This is a genomic window from Trichocoleus sp. FACHB-40 (assembly GCF_014695915.1).
Taxonomy (GTDB): domain Bacteria; phylum Cyanobacteriota; class Cyanobacteriia; order Cyanobacteriales; family FACHB-T130; genus Funiculus; species Funiculus sociatus.
On the sequence record NZ_JACJPF010000034.1, the window covers coordinates 83,179 to 99,366 of the forward strand.

The window sequence follows — 16,188 nt, forward strand, 5'->3', positions numbered from 1 at the left end:
CCTATCTTGGAAAACTTTCCTGGTTTAAATTAGCCGAACGTCAAAGAATAGGGATAGTTCATTCGGAATCAGGTGAAACACATTTGCACTGAGCTTGCACGATCAAACACTAGGAAACCCACTCTAGCAATGTGTTCTAAACCGTGAAGTTTAGATAGGGAGACAAACTAATGAACCGTGATCGGCAATACCTTTACTCCACTACTATCGATAATCCTGAAAAGTTGCAAAGCCTGCCGCAACACCTCAACAGCTCCAGTTTGAATCATGTATTTACCCATATTGCACAAGAGGTTGCTCAGCGGCTTCAGTCATCTCATGATTTTCCAGTTAATCGAGACAGCAATCCTGATGAGGCGATAGCGATTCAAGCGATCGCACATTTGCAGCGATTGACCCCTCTGACTAATAAGGCTATTAAACATCAACTTTATAGCTATCCACAAGGAGAAAAGAGCAATCTTATGACACAATCTTTCTGGTTTTTTGGTTCTCGCCTCACCATCGTTGCTGACCATACCACGACCGGAGGTCAGTACGATCTAATTGAAGGCTACTTCCCACCTGGCTCACAGACTCCTCCCCATCGCCACACGCGCTATTCTGAACAACTCTATGTACTGGAAGGGGAGTTCACAGTGTGGGCAGGTGAGAACAAGGTTGTGCTAAGCGCGGGTGAAAGCTTCCTGATTCCGGTTGGCACACCTCACGTCGTCGCGGTGCTCGGCGATAAGCCAGCTCGTGGGTTGGTCGTTGCTGCGCCCAGTGCCTTTGCTCGGCTGATTGCAGCAGTGGGGACGCTGGATGAGACAGAATCATCGGACATGGAGCTAGTTGAACGCATTAGCGCTGAGATTGGCGACGAAATTCTGGGTGCGCCCGGAGATGTACCCTCCACATGAGGTGATGCGGGAAAACTTTTTAGCGCAGATCGTCAACATCAGGCTGCTCCTCATTGTTCTCGTGTTGAAAGCAACCCACCGCAAACTACTCTTTCACCCCTCAACAACCACAGGATTTATCATGATGAAAAAACTAGAAGGAAAAGTCGCTCTTGTCACCGGCGGTACCAGCGGCATCGGTCTTGCCACTGCTAAGCGCTTTGTCGCCGAAGGGGCATATGTCTTCATCACCGGTCGTCGCCAAACTGAACTGGATGCCGCCGTCAAAGCGATCGGTGAAAACATCACGGGTGTTCAGAGCGATGCCTCCAAGATGGAAGACCTCGATCGCCTGTTCGCCACGATTGAGCAAGAGAAAGGACACCTCGATGTGATCTTCGCCAATGCTGGTGGTGGAGAACTCGTTCCACTTGGAGCAATCACCGAAGAACACTTTGACAAAACGTTCAACACTAACGTCAAAGGTTTGCTGTTCACCGTGCAGAAGGCACTACCTCTGTTGCCAGAGGGCGCTTCCATCATTCTAAACGCCTCGACTACTACTACTATGGGTACCCCAGCCTTCAGCGTTTACAGTGCGACCAAAGCCGCTGTGCGCTCGTTTGCTCGCAATTGGACACTCGACCTCAAAGAGCGCCAGATCCGAGTTAATGCTATTAGCCCTGGTGTAGTTCCTACTCCCGGTTACAATCTCATGGGACTGAGTGATGAGCAGGTGCAGGATTTCGTAGCAACTGAAGCCAAAAATATCCCACTAGGACGAGTCGGCACACCGGATGAGATTGCCAAAGCCGTCGTCTTTCTCGCTTGTGACGACAGCAGCTTTGTCAACGGCATCGAGCTGTTTGTCGATGGCGGTATGGCACAGATTTAAAGTGCCCTAAAAATACCCATCACCAAAACCATAGAGGAGTTCGCTGCTATGAATGCAATTAACGGCATCATCAGTCAGCCCAGCCCATATTCAGTAACCGAAACCGTCGATCGCTTAGAAGCTATCCTTCAGGCAAAAGGCATCACCATTTTTGTCCGCATTGATCAACGAGCTGAAGCCAAAAAAGTTGGACTCAGCCTGCGTCCGACACAGTTATTGCTGTTTGGCAACCCTGAAGCCGGAACACCGCTCATGGTGGCAGAACCGACGATCGCTCTGGATTTACCCCTGAAAATACTGGCATGGGAAGCGGCTGACGGTAAGGTATGGCTGAGTTACAACGATCCTAATTACTTAAAGCAGCGGTTCTCTCTCTCCGATGAGTTGGTCAAAAACATCGCGGTCATTGCACCTTTAGTCAATCAAGCACTCCGATAAGCAACTCAGTCATTTTTTCGATATCCCATGTTGGCTGCCGTAATCGAATGGAATCCAAAACTTTGGAGCTAAAGATGAAACTCATCTGTGTCAACGTAGGACTTCCGCGTGAAGTGACCTGGAAAGGGAAAACAGTTACAACTGGAATTTTCAAAGAGCCAGTCAGCAAACGGGTGATGGTGCGATCGCTCAATTTAGACGGTGATGGACAGGCTGATCTCACCGTTCATGGCGGATTAGACAAAGCCGTCTATGTCTATCCGTTCGAGCATTACGATTACTGGCGAGGTGAATTGCCTGACACAGAGCTGCCGCTAGGTATCTTTGGCGAAAATTTCACAATCACTGGACTAAGAGAAGAGGAAGTGAACATTGGCGATCACTTTCACATCGGCACTGTAAAACTGATGGTGACACAACCTCGCCTACCCTGCTACAAACTTGGGATTCGGTTTGGACGACCGGATATGGTTAAACGATTTCTCGCGAGTCGTCGAACCGGATTTTACTTTCGTGTTTTGCAAGAGGGCGAAGTCGGAGCTGGAGACACTTTAGAGTTGGTGAGTCGAGATGACAACAACATCACTGTTGCTGATATCACTCAACTTTATGTTCGCCAGGAAGACAATCCAGAGTTACTTCACCGTGCTGCTCAACTGGAAGCTTTACCCGAAAGTTGGCGCGACTACTTCCAGGAGCAAGGTCGTCGTCAGGATGTGAGATAAATTAACCTGTCGTAAAACTTCACCAGTTGAAGAAGGTTCTCTCAGCATGGCTTCACGTCCATCAGCCACTACTTATAGGGCACTTTCCTGTAACGATTGAAATAACTGGATGGAGATAACCTGTAATTACTCTTTGAGTTAAGATTTAAACGCTTTAAAGCCGTCTCTAACTTGTCGCTTAACTCAGCAAACTTCAGTGTTCTGAATCAAATGAATATTGAACAATGAGAACAACAGAACACCTGTTTCTCATACTTCTACAACGCATATATTCCATGACCACATATCGCACAGTCTCAATCGATGGTTTAGATATTTTCTATCGTGAAGCGGGTTCTCGCGACAACCCAACGATTCTGCTGTTGCATGGCTTCCCGACTTCCTCTCACATGTTCCGCAATCTCATACCTGCACTTGCGGATTCCTTCCATCTGGTTGCCCCTGATTACCCTGGCTTTGGCTATAGTTCCATGCCTACGGTGGATGAGTTTGATTACACATTCGATCGCCTTACCGAAGTAATGGCAGGCTTTATCGATGCGATCAGCTTGAAACGCTACAGTCTTTACTTGATGGACTATGGCGCTCCTATTGGCTATCGCCTTGCAACGCAGAATCCAGAGCGGGTAGAGTCGCTGATTGTGCAAAATGGCAATGCCTACGCGGAAGGGCTAGGTGATTTCTGGCAACCAATGCGAGCTTTTTGGCAGAACAAGACACCTGAGAATACCGAGCGGGTGCGTCAGGCTCTAGCTATCAAGGGCGCGAAATGGTATTACACCACTGGAGCGAGAAATTTAGAGTCCCTCAGTCCCGATACGTGGACTTTGGATGAAGCGCTTCTCGATCGCCCTGGTAACTCGGATATTCAACTGGCATTGAAGTACGACTATCAATCCAATTTGTTGCTGTATCTGCAATGGCAAGCCTACCTGCGTCAGTATCAACCCCCAACGTTAGTCGTGTGGGGCAAAAACGATCAGGGCTTTTTAGTCGAAGGAGCCTATGCCTACAAACGTGACTTGCAGAATCTTGAGTTTCATCTACTCGATACCGGACACTTTGCCCTGGAAGAAGATGGGGACGTGATCGCAGATCATATTCGCTGCTTTCTGACCACCCACGTTGTAGAGAACACCATGATCGACAGGACAACAACGACCGATCCCGATTTTGATGCCCGCGAGGCACTACGCCTGCTCGGTCCCGATCCCGAAAACTGGGTACCCGATCGCCCTGGCATCGATCACAATGTCACTATAATAGGTGGCAGCGGCAGCGGTAGCACCTTTGTATTTGCGCTACGCCGTGCTGGAATCGGTCGCGTGACGGAGATCGATGCAGCCGATGACGAGGCTCATGCAGGCGTATGGCTGACGCGAGCGCGGATGAAAACGCTCCGCACGCCGAAAAATCTGCCTGGTCCAGAACTAGGCATCCCAGAATTGTCCTTTCAAGCCTGGTACGAAGCTCGGCACGGTGCGGCAGCCTACGCGCAGATCGATCACATTGGGCGAGTGGCTTGGGCTGAGTACCTCAGTTGGTATCGGCAATTCCTCGGTATCCAGGTTCGTTACCGGACGAAGTTGGTGCGGATTGAGCCAGATGCAGGTTTCTTCCGCTTACACCTTGAGGTAGACGGTGTCCCGCAGGTAGAAACTACGCGCAAAATTATCTTCGCCAATGGCGTGGCTGGCACTGGTGGTCCATACATACCTCCAGTACTGGCTGACTTACCACGCACGCTGTACGCACATACCGCCGATGCCATCGATTTTGAAGCACTGCGCGGTAAGACTGTGGCAGTGCTGGGTGCAGCGGCTTCAGCTTTCGATGCAGCAGGAGTGGCGTTGGAATCGGGAGCTAAGGCAGTACACCTATTTGTACGGCGGTCAGAGCTTGCATCTCTGTCATTACTGCGGGTACGGGACTATCCTGGCGCTTATGACAATTATCCTCAACTACCCGATGCAGTTCGCTGGTTCCAGGCTTGGCGCTTTCATCAAGCAGGCACCGCGCCACCACCGAACTCGATTAAGCGAGCGATCGCCTTCCCGAACTTTCACATCCACCTATCTGCACCTTGGAAATCGGCACGGAAAATGGGTGATCGCATTGCTATCCAGGTGAACGATGATGTTTCCGAGTTTGATTTTGCGCTCGCTGGCACTGGTTACTTCGTTGACCCAACAAAGCGTCCCGAACTAGCCGACTTTGCCCAGCATATTGCCCTCTGGCGCGATCGCTACGAGCCACCAGAAGACCTGCGCGACGACAATTTGGGGATGCACCCTTACCTCGGTAGCGCCCACGAATACCAAGAAAAAGTACCTGGCACTGCCCCTTATCTGAAAGACATTCACGTATTTAATCCTGCTGGTTTGGTCAGCTTCGGCTTGCCAGTTGGTGACATACCTAGCATCCGTCGCGACGTACCTGCAATAGTATCGTGCATCAGTCACGACTTGTTCTTTGAGGACTGGGCGCATCATGAGGCACGTATCACAGGCGATATTGCCCCCGATTTTGAGAACTCGCTCTATGCTCCTGCGGTGTGGAAACAACCGAGCGGGGCAGCGACGCGCTAGGTTAACAACTTTTTCACCAGTAACAAATAGTTCTGGCTGGGAAACGATGTCAGTAGAAAGTGATTGCCATTCCACAATCACTGCTCTTCAAGCAACACTGTTAAATCAATTCACTTAACAGTGTCATTTCAACAGATTGTTTACTACTTATCAAAGGAGAATGTCATGGTTGCTCAAGTAAACTCGCCAGCCGCAAAAATTTTGGAAGTTGCAGATGATCCACGTCTTTCCAAAGGGGTGAAGGAATTTTTGAACGTGCTGAATTCAGGAGGTGCGGCGCTGGAGACACTCACTCCACTCGAAGCACGTCAGGTTTTTGTTGATGCACAAGCTTCTGTTCCAGTAGACCTTTCTGGTATTGAGGAGTCTGAGAAGACGATTTCTGCTGACGGTTATTCGATTACACTCAATATTGTGCGACCTGAAGGTGTCAAAGGCACATTGCCTGTTTTCATCTTTATTCATGGCGGCGGTTGGGTGCTGGGTGATTATCCAACGCACAAGCGTATGGTGCGTGAGCTCGTTGTGCTTTCAGGGTTTGCGGGTGTCTTTGTTAACTACACTCGCACGCCAGATGCCCAGTATCCACAAGCGATTAATGAGATCTATGCCGCAACCAAATGGGTTGCTGAGCATGGTGAGGAGATTGGTGTGGATGGCAAAAATTTGGCAGTTGTCGGCAACAGTGTTGGCGGGAATATGACAACAGTAACTGCTTTGAAGGCGAAAGAAAACGGAGGACCACACATCAAGCTACAAATCATGATGTGGCCGATCGTCGATGCGGATTTTGAAACGGATTCTTATCAACAATTTGGCGAGAAACGTTTCCTGACCACATCTTTGATGAAGTGGATGTATGACCTCTATACGACTGACCCAGAAAAGCGCAAAGAAATTTATGCCTCTCCCCTACAGGCTACGGTTGAGCAACTGAAAGGATTGCCTCCGGCGTTAATTCAGGTTGGAGAAAGCGATATCTTGCGTGATGAAGGCGAAGCGTATGGACGCAAGCTGGATGAAGCCGGGGTAAAAGTGACAACCGTGCGTTACAACGGCATGATTCATGACTTCGGACTACTTAATGGTTTAGCCGAGGTTCCGGCAGTTCGTTCTCTTTTTGTCCAAGCAGCCGCTGAACTGAAGAAATATCTGTAATAGGAAACGATCGTTTCTTTTACCGCCAATTACAATCAATCCTCGTTCTTGTCGGTTTCAGAGATTACAGGCTTGAAACTACTCTGACTTATTCAATCCCCATTGTGTAAGTCAGAGATAGTTAATCTCTCGTCACGGCTGCAATTCACCCCTGCCTAATTCGGGCAAAGGATGAATCATCTCGAACATTGAACTTCATAAGGTCAATTCTCAAGTACCTGACAGCTATGGACAATCACATCCCAAGCGCCAAGGATATTGTCGGTCCATCCCCATTGATCGCGATTGAAAACGAAGCACCAGCGAAGCTGATTGTTGATCCACCACTTCCCGAACCGCTGTCACAGGGTCGCGTCTTTATCCAGTATCGAACCGAGAACCTGCGGATGTTGCCGGTGTTCGGTAAAGGTGCCCTTGATGTATCGCCACGCCTTGGTCATGTCCACATCACTGTTGACGACGCACCCTGGCACTTTGTTGACACCAGCGGCGAAACATTGATCCTGGTCGGACTGGAACCTGGTCCACACAAGGTGTTGATCGAACTAGCCGACCCTACACACAAAGTAATCACCAGCGAAACAATGACGTTCACAATGCCCGATCTTAAGCGATGAGTCAGGTCTGTGAAATCAGGACTTACGCACTAACGCCACATATAGTAGGGGCGCATAGCTGTACGCCCCTACTGATGGCGCTTTAAAGCTCAATTTGCGTAAGTCCTATGAAATGATGCGATCGACACTTCGCAGCGCTTCGTTATCGCAACCCACATCCGTCAATTTCTCACATCACGGTTGCAGCCTATACAACGAAATGAATTCAAAGGAAGTCACAACATGAATATGCTCACCTTCAGGAACGGCATTCGCCTGCTTCTGATTGTCATTCTCTTTTTAGGAACCATTACAATCACTTCTCTGGGAGCCATCATGAATACTGCCAGCGCACAAGCCAATAAGCCTACGATCGTGTTCGTCCACGGCGCATTCGCCGAGTCTTCCAGTTGGAACGGGGTATTGACCAAACTGATCACAAAAGGTTACCCGACGGTTGCTGTGGCTAATCCCCTACGTGGCGTCAAAAGCGATGCAGACTATGTCGCTAGCGTCCTTAAAGACATCAACGGTCCCATCGTGCTGGTTGCACATTCCTACGGAGGTTCGGTAACGACCAATGCGGTTAATGGTAACAACAATGTGAAAGCACTGGTCTACGTTGCTGGCTTTGCTCCTGAGGAAGGCGAGACTGCCGCCGAACTCTCAGGACGTTATCCGGGCAGCACGCTCACGCCGACCCTCGCGCCGCCGGTTGTCCTGCCCGATGGTGGCAAAGACCTGTATATTCAGCAGAGCAAGTTCCACATGCAGTTTGCCGCAGATGTGCCCGCTAACGACGCGCAACTGATGGCTAGTACCCAGCGTCCGATTATGGAAGCCGCGTTTAATGAAGCCTCCGGGGCGCCTGCATGGAAATCTATCCCGTCCTGGTTCATTTATGGCGATCGCGACTTGAACATTCCGGCGGCGGTACATTCTTTCATGGCGAAGCGGGCCAACTCAAAGGAAACCGTTGTTGTAAATGGCGCGTCCCATGTCGTGATGGTTTCCCATCCAGACGCCGTTGCCGAGATCATCGAACACGCTGCAACCGCGCAATAGAGAAGTGTGAACGCATCGCGGATACATCGGAATCCCTGTGCTCTGCTGGTGACAGGCGGAAGCAAAGACATGGGCAAAGGCTGAGTACAGAACAAAACTTGCAAATGCTGACAAGGAAAGGGGTTCATGAGAATTACCACATTCCCCTCTTCTGAAAAAGTGTATCTTTCAATAACCGAAACCTGACCTTTTCAGCGAATTGGGCTAATCCGGGGAAGATGAACCACAGTGACTTCCCAGCGAACACTGAATACTAATTTTATTTAAGACCATCGCAACGGATTAAAGCTGTGTACTACTTCACGACGATTTAAAGCTAGGCACCGAAATATACGAATACGGAAAAACGTTTCCGTTAAGCTGCTGCTGTTTAACACGACGGATGGTAAGTAGCTAGGTGCAATTAAATATAAAACGCTCCAGTGTATATGCACCGGCTTCGCTACGAGCTTTCATCCCATCTATTACAGCCATCGCTCTCATCGTACTCGTTATCAAACATCTGTCCGGCAATTTCATGACTTTTCAGTTGATGCCATTGTGTTTCAATCGGATTCATTTTTGAACAATAGGGAGGTAAAAAGAAAACGAATAGCCCTTGCTCCTGCCAACGTGACCACTGTTGACGCACCAACAAACTGGTATGCTCTTAGCCATTATCCTGCACGACTACGGTGAGACGACCTCTTTGTGCGAGGGATTGGGCGGGTTTGAGCGCCATCCAATCCATCACTTTAATGTAGCTCTCGCTCTTGAATCCGCCTTGAGCCAGGGCATACTCGAACCGTTCTCCCGGTTGCCACAAACCCAAAATGCTAATCCGGTTACCATAACGCTTGAGGGTTTGTTCTATCCGCTTCTGCTGCCCAACCGGGCTATAGCTGTAGCTGACTGGGCTCCAGAGGCAAAATCCGGCTTCATCGAGATACTTGAGTTTAATATGCCCCTCCTGCGCGGCTAGTTTTAAGGTATCTAAGTCTGCCTGCTTGAGTGCCTTTTTCACCGGGTCTTGTTTACACCGGTGGCTAGGTCGGGTGCGTTTCCAGCGATAGTTTTTTTTTAAGCAGTCGTCTGATGCGATCGCTACTCAAATCCACTAACCGCTCTTGTTTGAGCTTCTTGGCTAATTGCATACTGTTGTAGGTTCGGGGTTCGTTCTCTAAACACTCTGTCAGATAGTCCAGGTCTGAAGCTTGCCACTTGGGCTTTGCACCTCGGCCCGGTGCTTCCCACAATCCTCCTAATCCCCTTTCTTCCCATCTTCGCAGGGTCGCTCTGACCGTATGAGCATGGCACTCGAAGACCTCCGCAATTGCTGGCACATTCCATCCCTGAGCATTCAAGCGCAGCATATGTGCTCGGTCACGGATTCGTTGGGGAAGGCTCTGAGCAAGTCGTAGTTCACTTAAGGTACGGTCTTCTTCCGGGGTCAGAATGATGCGTAAAGGGGCAGGCATGACAGGCTAATGACGCAGATTTACTATCTTATAATTAATTCCACCTACCTACTTATAGAGGGAATTATCTCAGAAGGTAAAGCCATAATCGCTTACTCTATCGCTGACAATGCTCAACATTAATTTGAGTTTGAGTAAAGGCACCTTTCTCCTCAATTCGGAATTAACGTCGAAGCAATTCAATATGAACGATTTCAGTCTAATTAGTTTTACAACACTCTTGAAAACAATGAAAACACTACTAAAAATATCTGCATTACTCCTGGCTCTGCCCATCAGTGTCTTAGCTAATTTTTCCTTAAGAGCGTCTGCTGATTCTACTGCTGGCATCATCCTGAGTACGAAATGCCGGGGTGGCTACAACATTAATATTTGGCAGAATCATACTTCTGGTAAACTCCTGTATCGCTCGACCAGTCCCAACGGGAATTTAAGTTTAGACGGAGGAACTAGCCAAGCGACAGAAGGTGTTCGAGTGTATAAGTTTCGGAATGGAAATTATCAATATTGGGTGTGGGATGGCACGTTAGATAACCCGCAGTCTGGAACTTTAGAGGTGTATAAAAACAACCGTATCTTGATGCAGCGAACTTGTAGGAAAAATTAAATACTCTAGCGCGTGTTAAGCACTTTTTTAAAACCCAGTTGCGTTAGTGCCAGACCAAAGATAACCGTGAACATCAACAAGCGAAAAGAGACATGAACATCAACAAGAATGACACCGCAGTAGTCGTTATTGATCCGCAAAACGATGTCTTGAGCGAAACAGGGGTTTCCTGGGACTTGGTGGGTAACAATGTCAAAGATAACAAGACCGTCGAGAACATTGAGCGCATCTTCAAAGCCGCGAAGCAGAATAAATTTGAGGTTTTCATCTCCCCCCACTATTACTACCCCACCGACTATGGCTGGAAATTTGCCGGAACCGTGGAGCAAATGATGCTTAAATCCAGGGAGTTTGATCGCAGGGGTGCGTTGAGCCTGGACGGTTTCTTGGGTTCTGGTGCTGACTGGCTCGATCGCTACAAGCCATTCATTGAGGATGGCAAGACAATCGTGGTCAGTCCCCACAAAGCTTACGGACCGCAGAGCAATGACCTCGTTTTACAACTGCGTAAGCGCAACATCAGCAAAGTCATTCTGCTCGGAATGCTGGCAAATATTTGTGTTGAAGCTCACCTACGCGACTTGATCGAACAGGGATTTGAGGTGCTTGTCATCAAAGACGCAACGGCTGCCCCTCAACATCCGGAATTGGGCGACGGCTACAAGGCCGCACTGATTAATTTCGGGTATATCGCCAACGCAGTTCTGTCTACGGACGAGATTGTAGCAGCAATGGTATAACGCCTATCAACGATGCTAATTACACAGAAGTTGCACTTACAGCTCAGAAAAATCCAAGTGGGAATGGTGTTTGTCTAATTGGTTTTACCACATATCCAGCAGGCAATCGGTTACCAATCCCACCAGTTTTCAAGTTAATCATGCATGTGACAAAAGCCATTTTAGAGATTTCAACAATCCAGCAGGAATCATGAATACACAGGTGATCGCAATGACAGTTTTTACATGGAAAAAAGTTCAAAGATTTTTGCTGTTAGCTCTGCTGTGAAGTAATCCCAATCGCCGAATCAAGTAACGTCAAACGCAAAGGAGATAGAAATGGATACCCAATACGACGACATTATTATCGGCGGCGGTAAAGCGGGTAAAACACTGGCACCTGCACTAGTCGCGGACGGACGCCAAACCGCTCTGGTGGAACGTAGCTTAAACATGATTGGTGGCTCGTGCCCTAATATTGCCTGCATTCCCAGCACAACGATGGTGGCAAGTGCAGAGGTGGCAAATACTGTGCTTCACAGTGCTGCCTACGGCATCAAGACGACACCGCTAACGGTTGATATGGCGGCAGTAATTGGGCGCAAACGCTCGGTCGTGCAGTCCCTGCGACCAATAAATCTTAACAACTTGCACACCGCATTAGGGGACGATCTGATCATTGGCACCGCTCGCTTTGTGGCACCTAAAACGATTGAAGTGGCAACAGATGAGGGTACGACTCGGTTACTCACCGCAGAACGATTGTTTATCAATACAGGCACGCGACCGTTGATTCCATCGGTGCCGGGACTCAAAGAAGCTGGATTTTTGACCAGTGAGTCGATCATGGAATTGGAAGAGTTGCCAGAACACCTAATCGTTCTCGGTAGTGGCTAAATTGGGTTGGAGTTTACCCAAATGTTCCGGCGCTTTGGCTCTTGCGTCACTGTCATTGGGCACAGTGAGCAAATCCTGTCACAGCAAGACCCAGATATTGCGATCGCGGTGCAAACGCTACTAGAACGAGATGGCATTGAATTCTTGCTGAAGGCGAAGGTGTTAAGGGTCGAGTGCTCTGGCAATGCAACTAAACTTCTTCTTCAAGTCGCCGAGCGGAAAATGGAACTTCAAGGTTCGCACTTGCTCGTTGCCGTCGGTCGTACACCAAACTCCGATACCTTAAATCTAGCTGCTGCTGGTGTAGCAACCGATGCACGCGGATTTATTCCAGTCAATGATCGCCTGGAAACGAACGTACCGGGTCTTTGGGCGTTAGGCGATATCAATGGGGGCAATGGGGGGCCGCAATATACCCATGTGGCGCTTGATGATTATCGGATTGTCAAAGCGAATCTGATTGATGACGGCAACCGCAGCACGCGCGATCGCTTGGTGCCATCCTGTCTGTTCATCGACCCAGAACTCGCTCATGTGGGTCTGACCGAAACCGAAGCACAGCAACAAGGGTATGCCATCCGAGTGGCGAAGCTGGATGCCTCAAACATTATGCGAGCGGAAACAGAGGGTCAAACCGATGGACTGATGAAGGCGATCGTGGATACCGAGACCGGTCGTATTCTGGGGTGTTCACTCTTGTGTCATGAAGCGGGTGAAGTGATTTCAACCGTGCAGATGGTGATGCAAGCTCAGATGCCCTACACCGTTCTGCGTGATGCAGTTTTGACTCATCCTACTATGACTGAAGGGTTAAATATGCTGTTTTCAAAGGTCTAAGAAGGCAGTAAGTGCAGACACCTCACAATTGTTTACACCCAAATGAGGCTGCTAATGACGACCATCCAAATTAACCACAACGAGTTGTCCGACAAGAGAGTGCTGGTTACAGGCGGAACTAAAGGCATGAGCAAAGCGATTCTCCAAGGGAGAGGCTACGCCAACGTCAAACGTCTGAGGCAAGCTGGTGTAACACTCATCAAAACCGCCCACTCAAAGCAATCATGAACTTCAATCGCCGGATTTATTTATTCAGTCTGGCATCAGCACGCCTGATGGAGTGGAAAAAGTTGTCAAGGAAGTGTTTGCTCGTCTCGGCGGCGTGGACATCCTTATTAATAATGTTGGCGGTTCTTCGGCACCTAACGGTGGCACACTTGCCCTAAGTGATGATGATTGGCAGCAGACATTCAATACTATATTTGTTCACCGCTGTCTGCTTAGAGCAGGCATTTCTATCCCATATGCAGCAAGCCGGTCACTACACCGAGAGATATCGTAAGGCGTTGAATACACTCTAGTCGCGCATTCCCCTGTCCCATCTCTCCGCTAACGGGCTGGCATTTCTCTTGCAACCAACGCCAACCGCCCAAAAACTTAAGCTGAAATCTCACTTATAAACCTATCCAGTGCCTTTTTCATCGCTGTCAATTTGTCCAAGCGCACATCTGCAAACATGTGCTCACATCCATGAAATCCCCCTACAACTAAAACGAGCAATCGCATCCTTTATCAACACGCTTTTTAGCTAAGCAAGGATTTATCATCTGTTTGATATGCTCAAGAGATACCCTTGGAATCCAATCAAACCAACTGTTCTCGGCACATCGACTTAATTACTACCCCAGTAAGACCCAATAGACATCTCCGAAAATGCTCAAAACCATCCATAGCAATACTTTGAGATGTTCAATTAGTATCTTGCTTGTTCAAGCAATTTAACGAGTTTATTAGGGTTACAGGGAATTTTAGATAAAAATCCCTGAAAATATTGAAAATATTTCTTTAAAATTTAACCGCTGTCTTCCCCCATTTTTTACGGTAGACATAATGCCTCTATTCTTAACCTTACTAACCCACATATTGTCAAAATTACTTTCTGATAATTCTCCCTTCTTAGTCGAAATCTTTCCCCAGCCGCTCGGAAAATTTTAACTAGCCGAATTACGTGTTCTACAAATATTCTTTGGCTAGCTTTTTCCCGATTCTCCTCTTGCTCTTTTGCGCTTAATTCTTGATGTTTTCGCTTTTTAGGGGGCGTTGCTATTTGTGGCTCCCCTATGTAAGCTTTATCTCCTTTATATCTCTGAGTAAAGGCAAATTTTGACTGATTTGTTCGCCAAATATTTATATCGCTTGTAGTCCCCGGCTTCCCGACTATAATATCTACTATTTCTCGTCCATTAGGAGTTACAATGAATTGGTTTTTAAAAGTATGATTTTTCTTCTTCCCTGAATAAAACTTTTTCTGCTCTTCATACTCTTCTGGTCTCTGTATAGGCTGCTCACAGCTATCTACTATTAACTCCATTTCCGCTAAAGCTTCTTGAACCCATTGATGTTCATTCGCGTTTTTTTTAACTTGTTCTAGTAAACTGGGTGGCAAGAGTTCTCTTAATAGCTCTGACCAATAATGAAAAATATCATTAGCTGTTGATTCACTGACTCCAAACTGGAGTCCCAACATTTGAAAGGTTGGTAGATGATGTAGATATACTAAAGTTAGTATTATCTGCTCACTGATTGACAGTTTAGCTTTTCTGCCACCACCTCTTTTAATTATCCTTACTTTGTTTTTTTCAATTTCTGCTCGTTGTTTTTCGTGGAGTAATTGAGCTGCCTGTATTAATTGTTGTAGCTGCTCATATTCTAAACCTATTAATCGTTTACTTTCTTGGATATTTTGCTCGACATATGCTATTATGTTACTCATTTGTTTAGGCAGAGACATCTAATAATATCTTAATTTTAAGCGATTTTAGTCAATATCTATTCTATTTCGGAGATGTCTAATGTGCTGGAGATGGACGCTCTCCGCATTGCCAAGGGTGTTTCGTGGCAGACCTTCTTACTGGCGGTAAGGCGGATTGAGTGACGATGACTTTGAACCGAGTGGCATCAATGGGTGAAAGGTATAACTCAAATAGTTCCATTAATCTGCTGGTTTACGGTGTTTAGAACTGCTCGTTTAAATTCTCGCCGCTACCGCCTTTAAAGATTCCTTCAAAACTTGTATCCACCAGTTCGCTCAAACGTTCCGGATGGCGTTTTTTGTACAGACCCAAAAGAGTTTCTTTGCTAACAATCGCAGAAAGCTTAACCTTCACTTTTTGTACGTCATCTCGACTAGCTCCCCCACCTAACTCTAGAACGTAAATTTTTATTCCTCCCTTGGCTTCCTTCTTAACCGTTACTTGGAGTTCGAGTTCCACCTCATCCACGCTCAACAGGGGGATGTCAATCTCACCTTCACTGGAGGGAGTGAGTAGTTCCCGCTTTACTTGCTCAATCAGTTCCGCCAGCCCGATGCTATTTTCCTCTGCCACGCTGCAATTACTCCTGTATCGGTTGGTTAATCTAAATACTGAATTTCTGGAGCCTTTAAGAGAGTTAACTCGTCTTCTCCAGTTCTTTTATAGCCCAGTCAAGCCGAAAAGCTAGTGGAAGCTTACGAAAACCCACCAATCGACACCCAGGTAGCTCTATCCGAGTTTTAAAAGTTAGCTCAACAATACATCGACACCAGCGCCGAACAACAGCAGCTCAATGTCAATGAAAACACCTACTGGCGCATTTGCTGGTTCCCAATCACAGCAAAATATTCAAAAGCTTCATGTACGCTTATCTACCGGATTGGGAGGAACGAGAGCAGCTGTTACAGGGGGGGTATTGGTAAGGGGTGAGCTGTAAGTCAAAAATAAGTATATACTCTAGTGTCTTGGAATCCTTATTTTTGACTTTCTTTTCAGTCAACTGTAAAAGTATTCTTGGAGTTTATCCATAATTTCTTGCACATCATCTGGCAACTGATGGAGCGTTGCAGCAAGTTTACGAGGAGTTAAAGTAAGACGATAGGTTTGCTGGCACCATCTTCTCAATCGTGTTAGAACCTCTTTGCCAGGACAGTTCCTTATTCGCCAGCTTTCATCATTCCACTTCTCATCAAACCATTTTTCTCCTTTACGTTCTTTGCTTGAGGGATCTAGAGAATGATCAAGCCTCTCACGATATTTTGGTACAACCTGACACTTAACAGTACTGCGAATTTCAGGGCTGTCTAGTATGCTATTGACTTCAGCTTGGATTTCCTCAACAGTTGGGCAGC

19 protein-coding genes and 2 pseudogenes are annotated in these 16,188 nt (G+C 47.5%); 15 read left to right on the plus strand and 6 right to left on the minus strand.

Features of this window, described 5'->3' with window-relative positions; genetic code table 11:
* Window positions 1–170 precede the first annotated feature (170 nt).
* The 8 genes from H6F63_RS29830 (at window position 171) to H6F63_RS03820 (ending at window position 8,346) form a co-directional block, all read left to right on the plus strand.
* Complete coding sequence (locus H6F63_RS29830; RefSeq protein WP_242019500.1) at window positions 171–902, plus strand: cupin domain-containing protein; 732 nt, start codon at window positions 171–173, stop codon at window positions 900–902.
* A gap of 124 nt (window positions 903–1,026) precedes the next feature.
* Window positions 1,027–1,776 carry an SDR family oxidoreductase gene (locus H6F63_RS03790; RefSeq protein WP_190424693.1) on the plus strand — a complete coding sequence of 250 codons (750 nt, stop codon included), beginning with the start codon at window positions 1,027–1,029 and terminating at the stop codon, window positions 1,774–1,776.
* 48 nt (window positions 1,777–1,824) lie between these two features.
* Window positions 1,825–2,214 carry a DUF302 domain-containing protein gene (locus H6F63_RS03795; RefSeq protein WP_190635011.1) on the plus strand — a complete coding sequence of 130 codons (390 nt, stop codon included), beginning with the start codon at window positions 1,825–1,827 and terminating at the stop codon, window positions 2,212–2,214.
* 74 nt (window positions 2,215–2,288) lie between these two features.
* Window positions 2,289–2,939 carry an MOSC domain-containing protein gene (locus tag H6F63_RS03800; protein ID WP_190635041.1) on the plus strand — a complete coding sequence of 217 codons (651 nt, stop codon included), beginning with the start codon at window positions 2,289–2,291 and terminating at the stop codon, window positions 2,937–2,939.
* Window positions 2,940–3,214: 275 nt separating this feature from the next.
* Entirely contained in the window at window positions 3,215–5,527 is a 2,313-nt protein-coding gene (locus H6F63_RS03805; RefSeq protein WP_190635013.1) for an alpha/beta fold hydrolase, read from the plus strand.
* Window positions 5,528–5,692: 165 nt separating this feature from the next.
* Window positions 5,693–6,685 carry an alpha/beta hydrolase gene (locus tag H6F63_RS03810; RefSeq protein WP_190635015.1) on the plus strand — a complete coding sequence of 331 codons (993 nt, stop codon included), beginning with the start codon at window positions 5,693–5,695 and terminating at the stop codon, window positions 6,683–6,685.
* Window positions 6,686–6,912: 227 nt separating this feature from the next.
* Entirely contained in the window at window positions 6,913–7,302 is a 390-nt protein-coding gene (locus tag H6F63_RS03815) for a DUF6130 family protein (RefSeq protein ID WP_190635017.1), read from the plus strand.
* Between the two features lie 222 nt (window positions 7,303–7,524).
* The gene (locus tag H6F63_RS03820; protein WP_190635019.1) at window positions 7,525–8,346 is read left to right on the plus strand and encodes an alpha/beta hydrolase; all 822 of its coding nucleotides are present in this window, start codon (window positions 7,525–7,527) and stop codon (window positions 8,344–8,346) included.
* 442 nt (window positions 8,347–8,788) lie between these two features.
* On the opposite strand, the pseudogene H6F63_RS03825 reads toward H6F63_RS03820, so the two are convergent.
* Window positions 8,789–9,803 (minus strand): annotated as a pseudogene (locus tag H6F63_RS03825) (IS630 family transposase).
* 229 nt (window positions 9,804–10,032) lie between these two features.
* On the opposite strand from H6F63_RS03825, the gene H6F63_RS03830 reads away from it, so the two are divergent.
* The 6 genes and pseudogenes from H6F63_RS03830 (at window position 10,033) to H6F63_RS30870 (ending at window position 13,365) form a co-directional block, all read left to right on the plus strand.
* Window positions 10,033–10,410, plus strand: a complete 378-nt coding sequence (locus H6F63_RS03830) for a hypothetical protein (RefSeq protein ID WP_190433893.1) — start codon at window positions 10,033–10,035, stop codon at window positions 10,408–10,410.
* 92 nt (window positions 10,411–10,502) lie between these two features.
* A complete protein-coding gene (locus tag H6F63_RS03835; RefSeq protein ID WP_190635022.1) occupies window positions 10,503–11,150 on the plus strand; it encodes a cysteine hydrolase in 648 nt (215 codons plus the stop codon).
* A 318-nt stretch (window positions 11,151–11,468) separates the two neighbouring features.
* Window positions 11,469–12,443 (plus strand): annotated as a pseudogene (locus H6F63_RS29835) (FAD-dependent oxidoreductase); the annotation flags it as partial.
* Between the two features lie 78 nt (window positions 12,444–12,521).
* Window positions 12,522–12,863, plus strand: coding sequence for a hypothetical protein (locus tag H6F63_RS29840; RefSeq protein ID WP_347276770.1), 342 nt, complete (start codon window positions 12,522–12,524; stop codon window positions 12,861–12,863).
* Window positions 12,864–12,917: 54 nt separating this feature from the next.
* A complete protein-coding gene (locus tag H6F63_RS29235; protein WP_199297632.1) occupies window positions 12,918–13,091 on the plus strand; it encodes a hypothetical protein in 174 nt (57 codons plus the stop codon).
* A 52-nt stretch (window positions 13,092–13,143) separates the two neighbouring features.
* A complete protein-coding gene (locus H6F63_RS30870; RefSeq protein ID WP_347276768.1) occupies window positions 13,144–13,365 on the plus strand; it encodes an SDR family NAD(P)-dependent oxidoreductase in 222 nt (73 codons plus the stop codon).
* On the opposite strand, the gene H6F63_RS03850 is transcribed toward H6F63_RS30870, so the two are convergent.
* The 4 genes from H6F63_RS03850 to H6F63_RS03865 form a co-directional block, all read right to left on the minus strand.
* A complete protein-coding gene (locus H6F63_RS03850) occupies window positions 13,319–13,477 on the minus strand; it encodes a hypothetical protein (RefSeq protein WP_190635047.1) in 159 nt (52 codons plus the stop codon). The genes H6F63_RS30870 and H6F63_RS03850 overlap by 47 nt on opposite strands.
* Before the next feature lie 422 nt (window positions 13,478–13,899).
* Complete coding sequence (locus H6F63_RS03855) at window positions 13,900–14,814, minus strand: transposase (protein WP_242019503.1); 915 nt, start codon at window positions 14,812–14,814, stop codon at window positions 13,900–13,902.
* A gap of 58 nt (window positions 14,815–14,872) precedes the next feature.
* Window positions 14,873–15,016: a hypothetical protein gene (locus H6F63_RS03860; protein WP_190635024.1), complete on the minus strand. Its 144-nt coding sequence runs from the start codon at window positions 15,014–15,016 to the stop codon at window positions 14,873–14,875.
* A gap of 21 nt (window positions 15,017–15,037) precedes the next feature.
* Window positions 15,038–15,409 (minus strand): trypco2 family protein, encoded by a 372-nt coding sequence (locus H6F63_RS03865; RefSeq protein ID WP_190635026.1) that lies wholly within the window; start codon window positions 15,407–15,409, stop codon window positions 15,038–15,040.
* A gap of 239 nt (window positions 15,410–15,648) precedes the next feature.
* On the opposite strand from H6F63_RS03865, the gene H6F63_RS30875 reads away from it, so the two are divergent.
* On the plus strand, window positions 15,649–15,759 hold the full coding sequence (locus H6F63_RS30875) for a YgjP-like metallopeptidase domain-containing protein (protein WP_347276771.1): 111 nt from the start codon (window positions 15,649–15,651) through the stop codon (window positions 15,757–15,759).
* Between the two features lie 73 nt (window positions 15,760–15,832).
* Here the strand turns inward: H6F63_RS30875 and H6F63_RS03875 are convergent.
* A partial coding sequence (locus H6F63_RS03875) for a hypothetical protein (protein WP_190635028.1) occupies window positions 15,833–16,188 on the minus strand: 356 nt, incomplete at its 5' end.

Excerpts from the sequence above, each read along its gene's own strand:
- H6F63_RS03810 (WP_190635015.1), top strand. The coding sequence starts at position 5,693 with ATGGTTGCTCAAGTAAACTCGCCAGCCGCAAAAATTTTGGAAGTTGCA.
- H6F63_RS29830 (WP_242019500.1), top strand. The coding sequence starts at position 171 with ATGAACCGTGATCGGCAATACCTTTACTCCACTACTATCGATAATCCT.
- H6F63_RS03815 (WP_190635017.1), top strand. The coding sequence starts at position 6,913 with ATGGACAATCACATCCCAAGCGCCAAGGATATTGTCGGTCCATCCCCA.
- H6F63_RS03805 (WP_190635013.1), top strand. The coding sequence starts at position 3,215 with ATGACCACATATCGCACAGTCTCAATCGATGGTTTAGATATTTTCTAT.
- H6F63_RS03835 (WP_190635022.1), top strand. The coding sequence starts at position 10,503 with ATGAACATCAACAAGAATGACACCGCAGTAGTCGTTATTGATCCGCAA.
- H6F63_RS03795 (WP_190635011.1), top strand. The coding sequence starts at position 1,825 with ATGAATGCAATTAACGGCATCATCAGTCAGCCCAGCCCATATTCAGTA.
- H6F63_RS29235 (WP_199297632.1), top strand. The coding sequence starts at position 12,918 with ATGACGACCATCCAAATTAACCACAACGAGTTGTCCGACAAGAGAGTG.
- H6F63_RS03860 (WP_190635024.1), bottom strand. The coding sequence starts at position 15,016 with ATGGAACTATTTGAGTTATACCTTTCACCCATTGATGCCACTCGGTTC.
- H6F63_RS03790 (WP_190424693.1), top strand. The coding sequence starts at position 1,027 with ATGAAAAAACTAGAAGGAAAAGTCGCTCTTGTCACCGGCGGTACCAGC.
- H6F63_RS03820 (WP_190635019.1), top strand. The coding sequence starts at position 7,525 with ATGAATATGCTCACCTTCAGGAACGGCATTCGCCTGCTTCTGATTGTC.
- H6F63_RS03855 (WP_242019503.1), bottom strand. The coding sequence starts at position 14,814 with ATGTCTCTGCCTAAACAAATGAGTAACATAATAGCATATGTCGAGCAA.
- H6F63_RS03830 (WP_190433893.1), top strand. The coding sequence starts at position 10,033 with ATGAAAACACTACTAAAAATATCTGCATTACTCCTGGCTCTGCCCATC.
- H6F63_RS03800 (WP_190635041.1), top strand. The coding sequence starts at position 2,289 with ATGAAACTCATCTGTGTCAACGTAGGACTTCCGCGTGAAGTGACCTGG.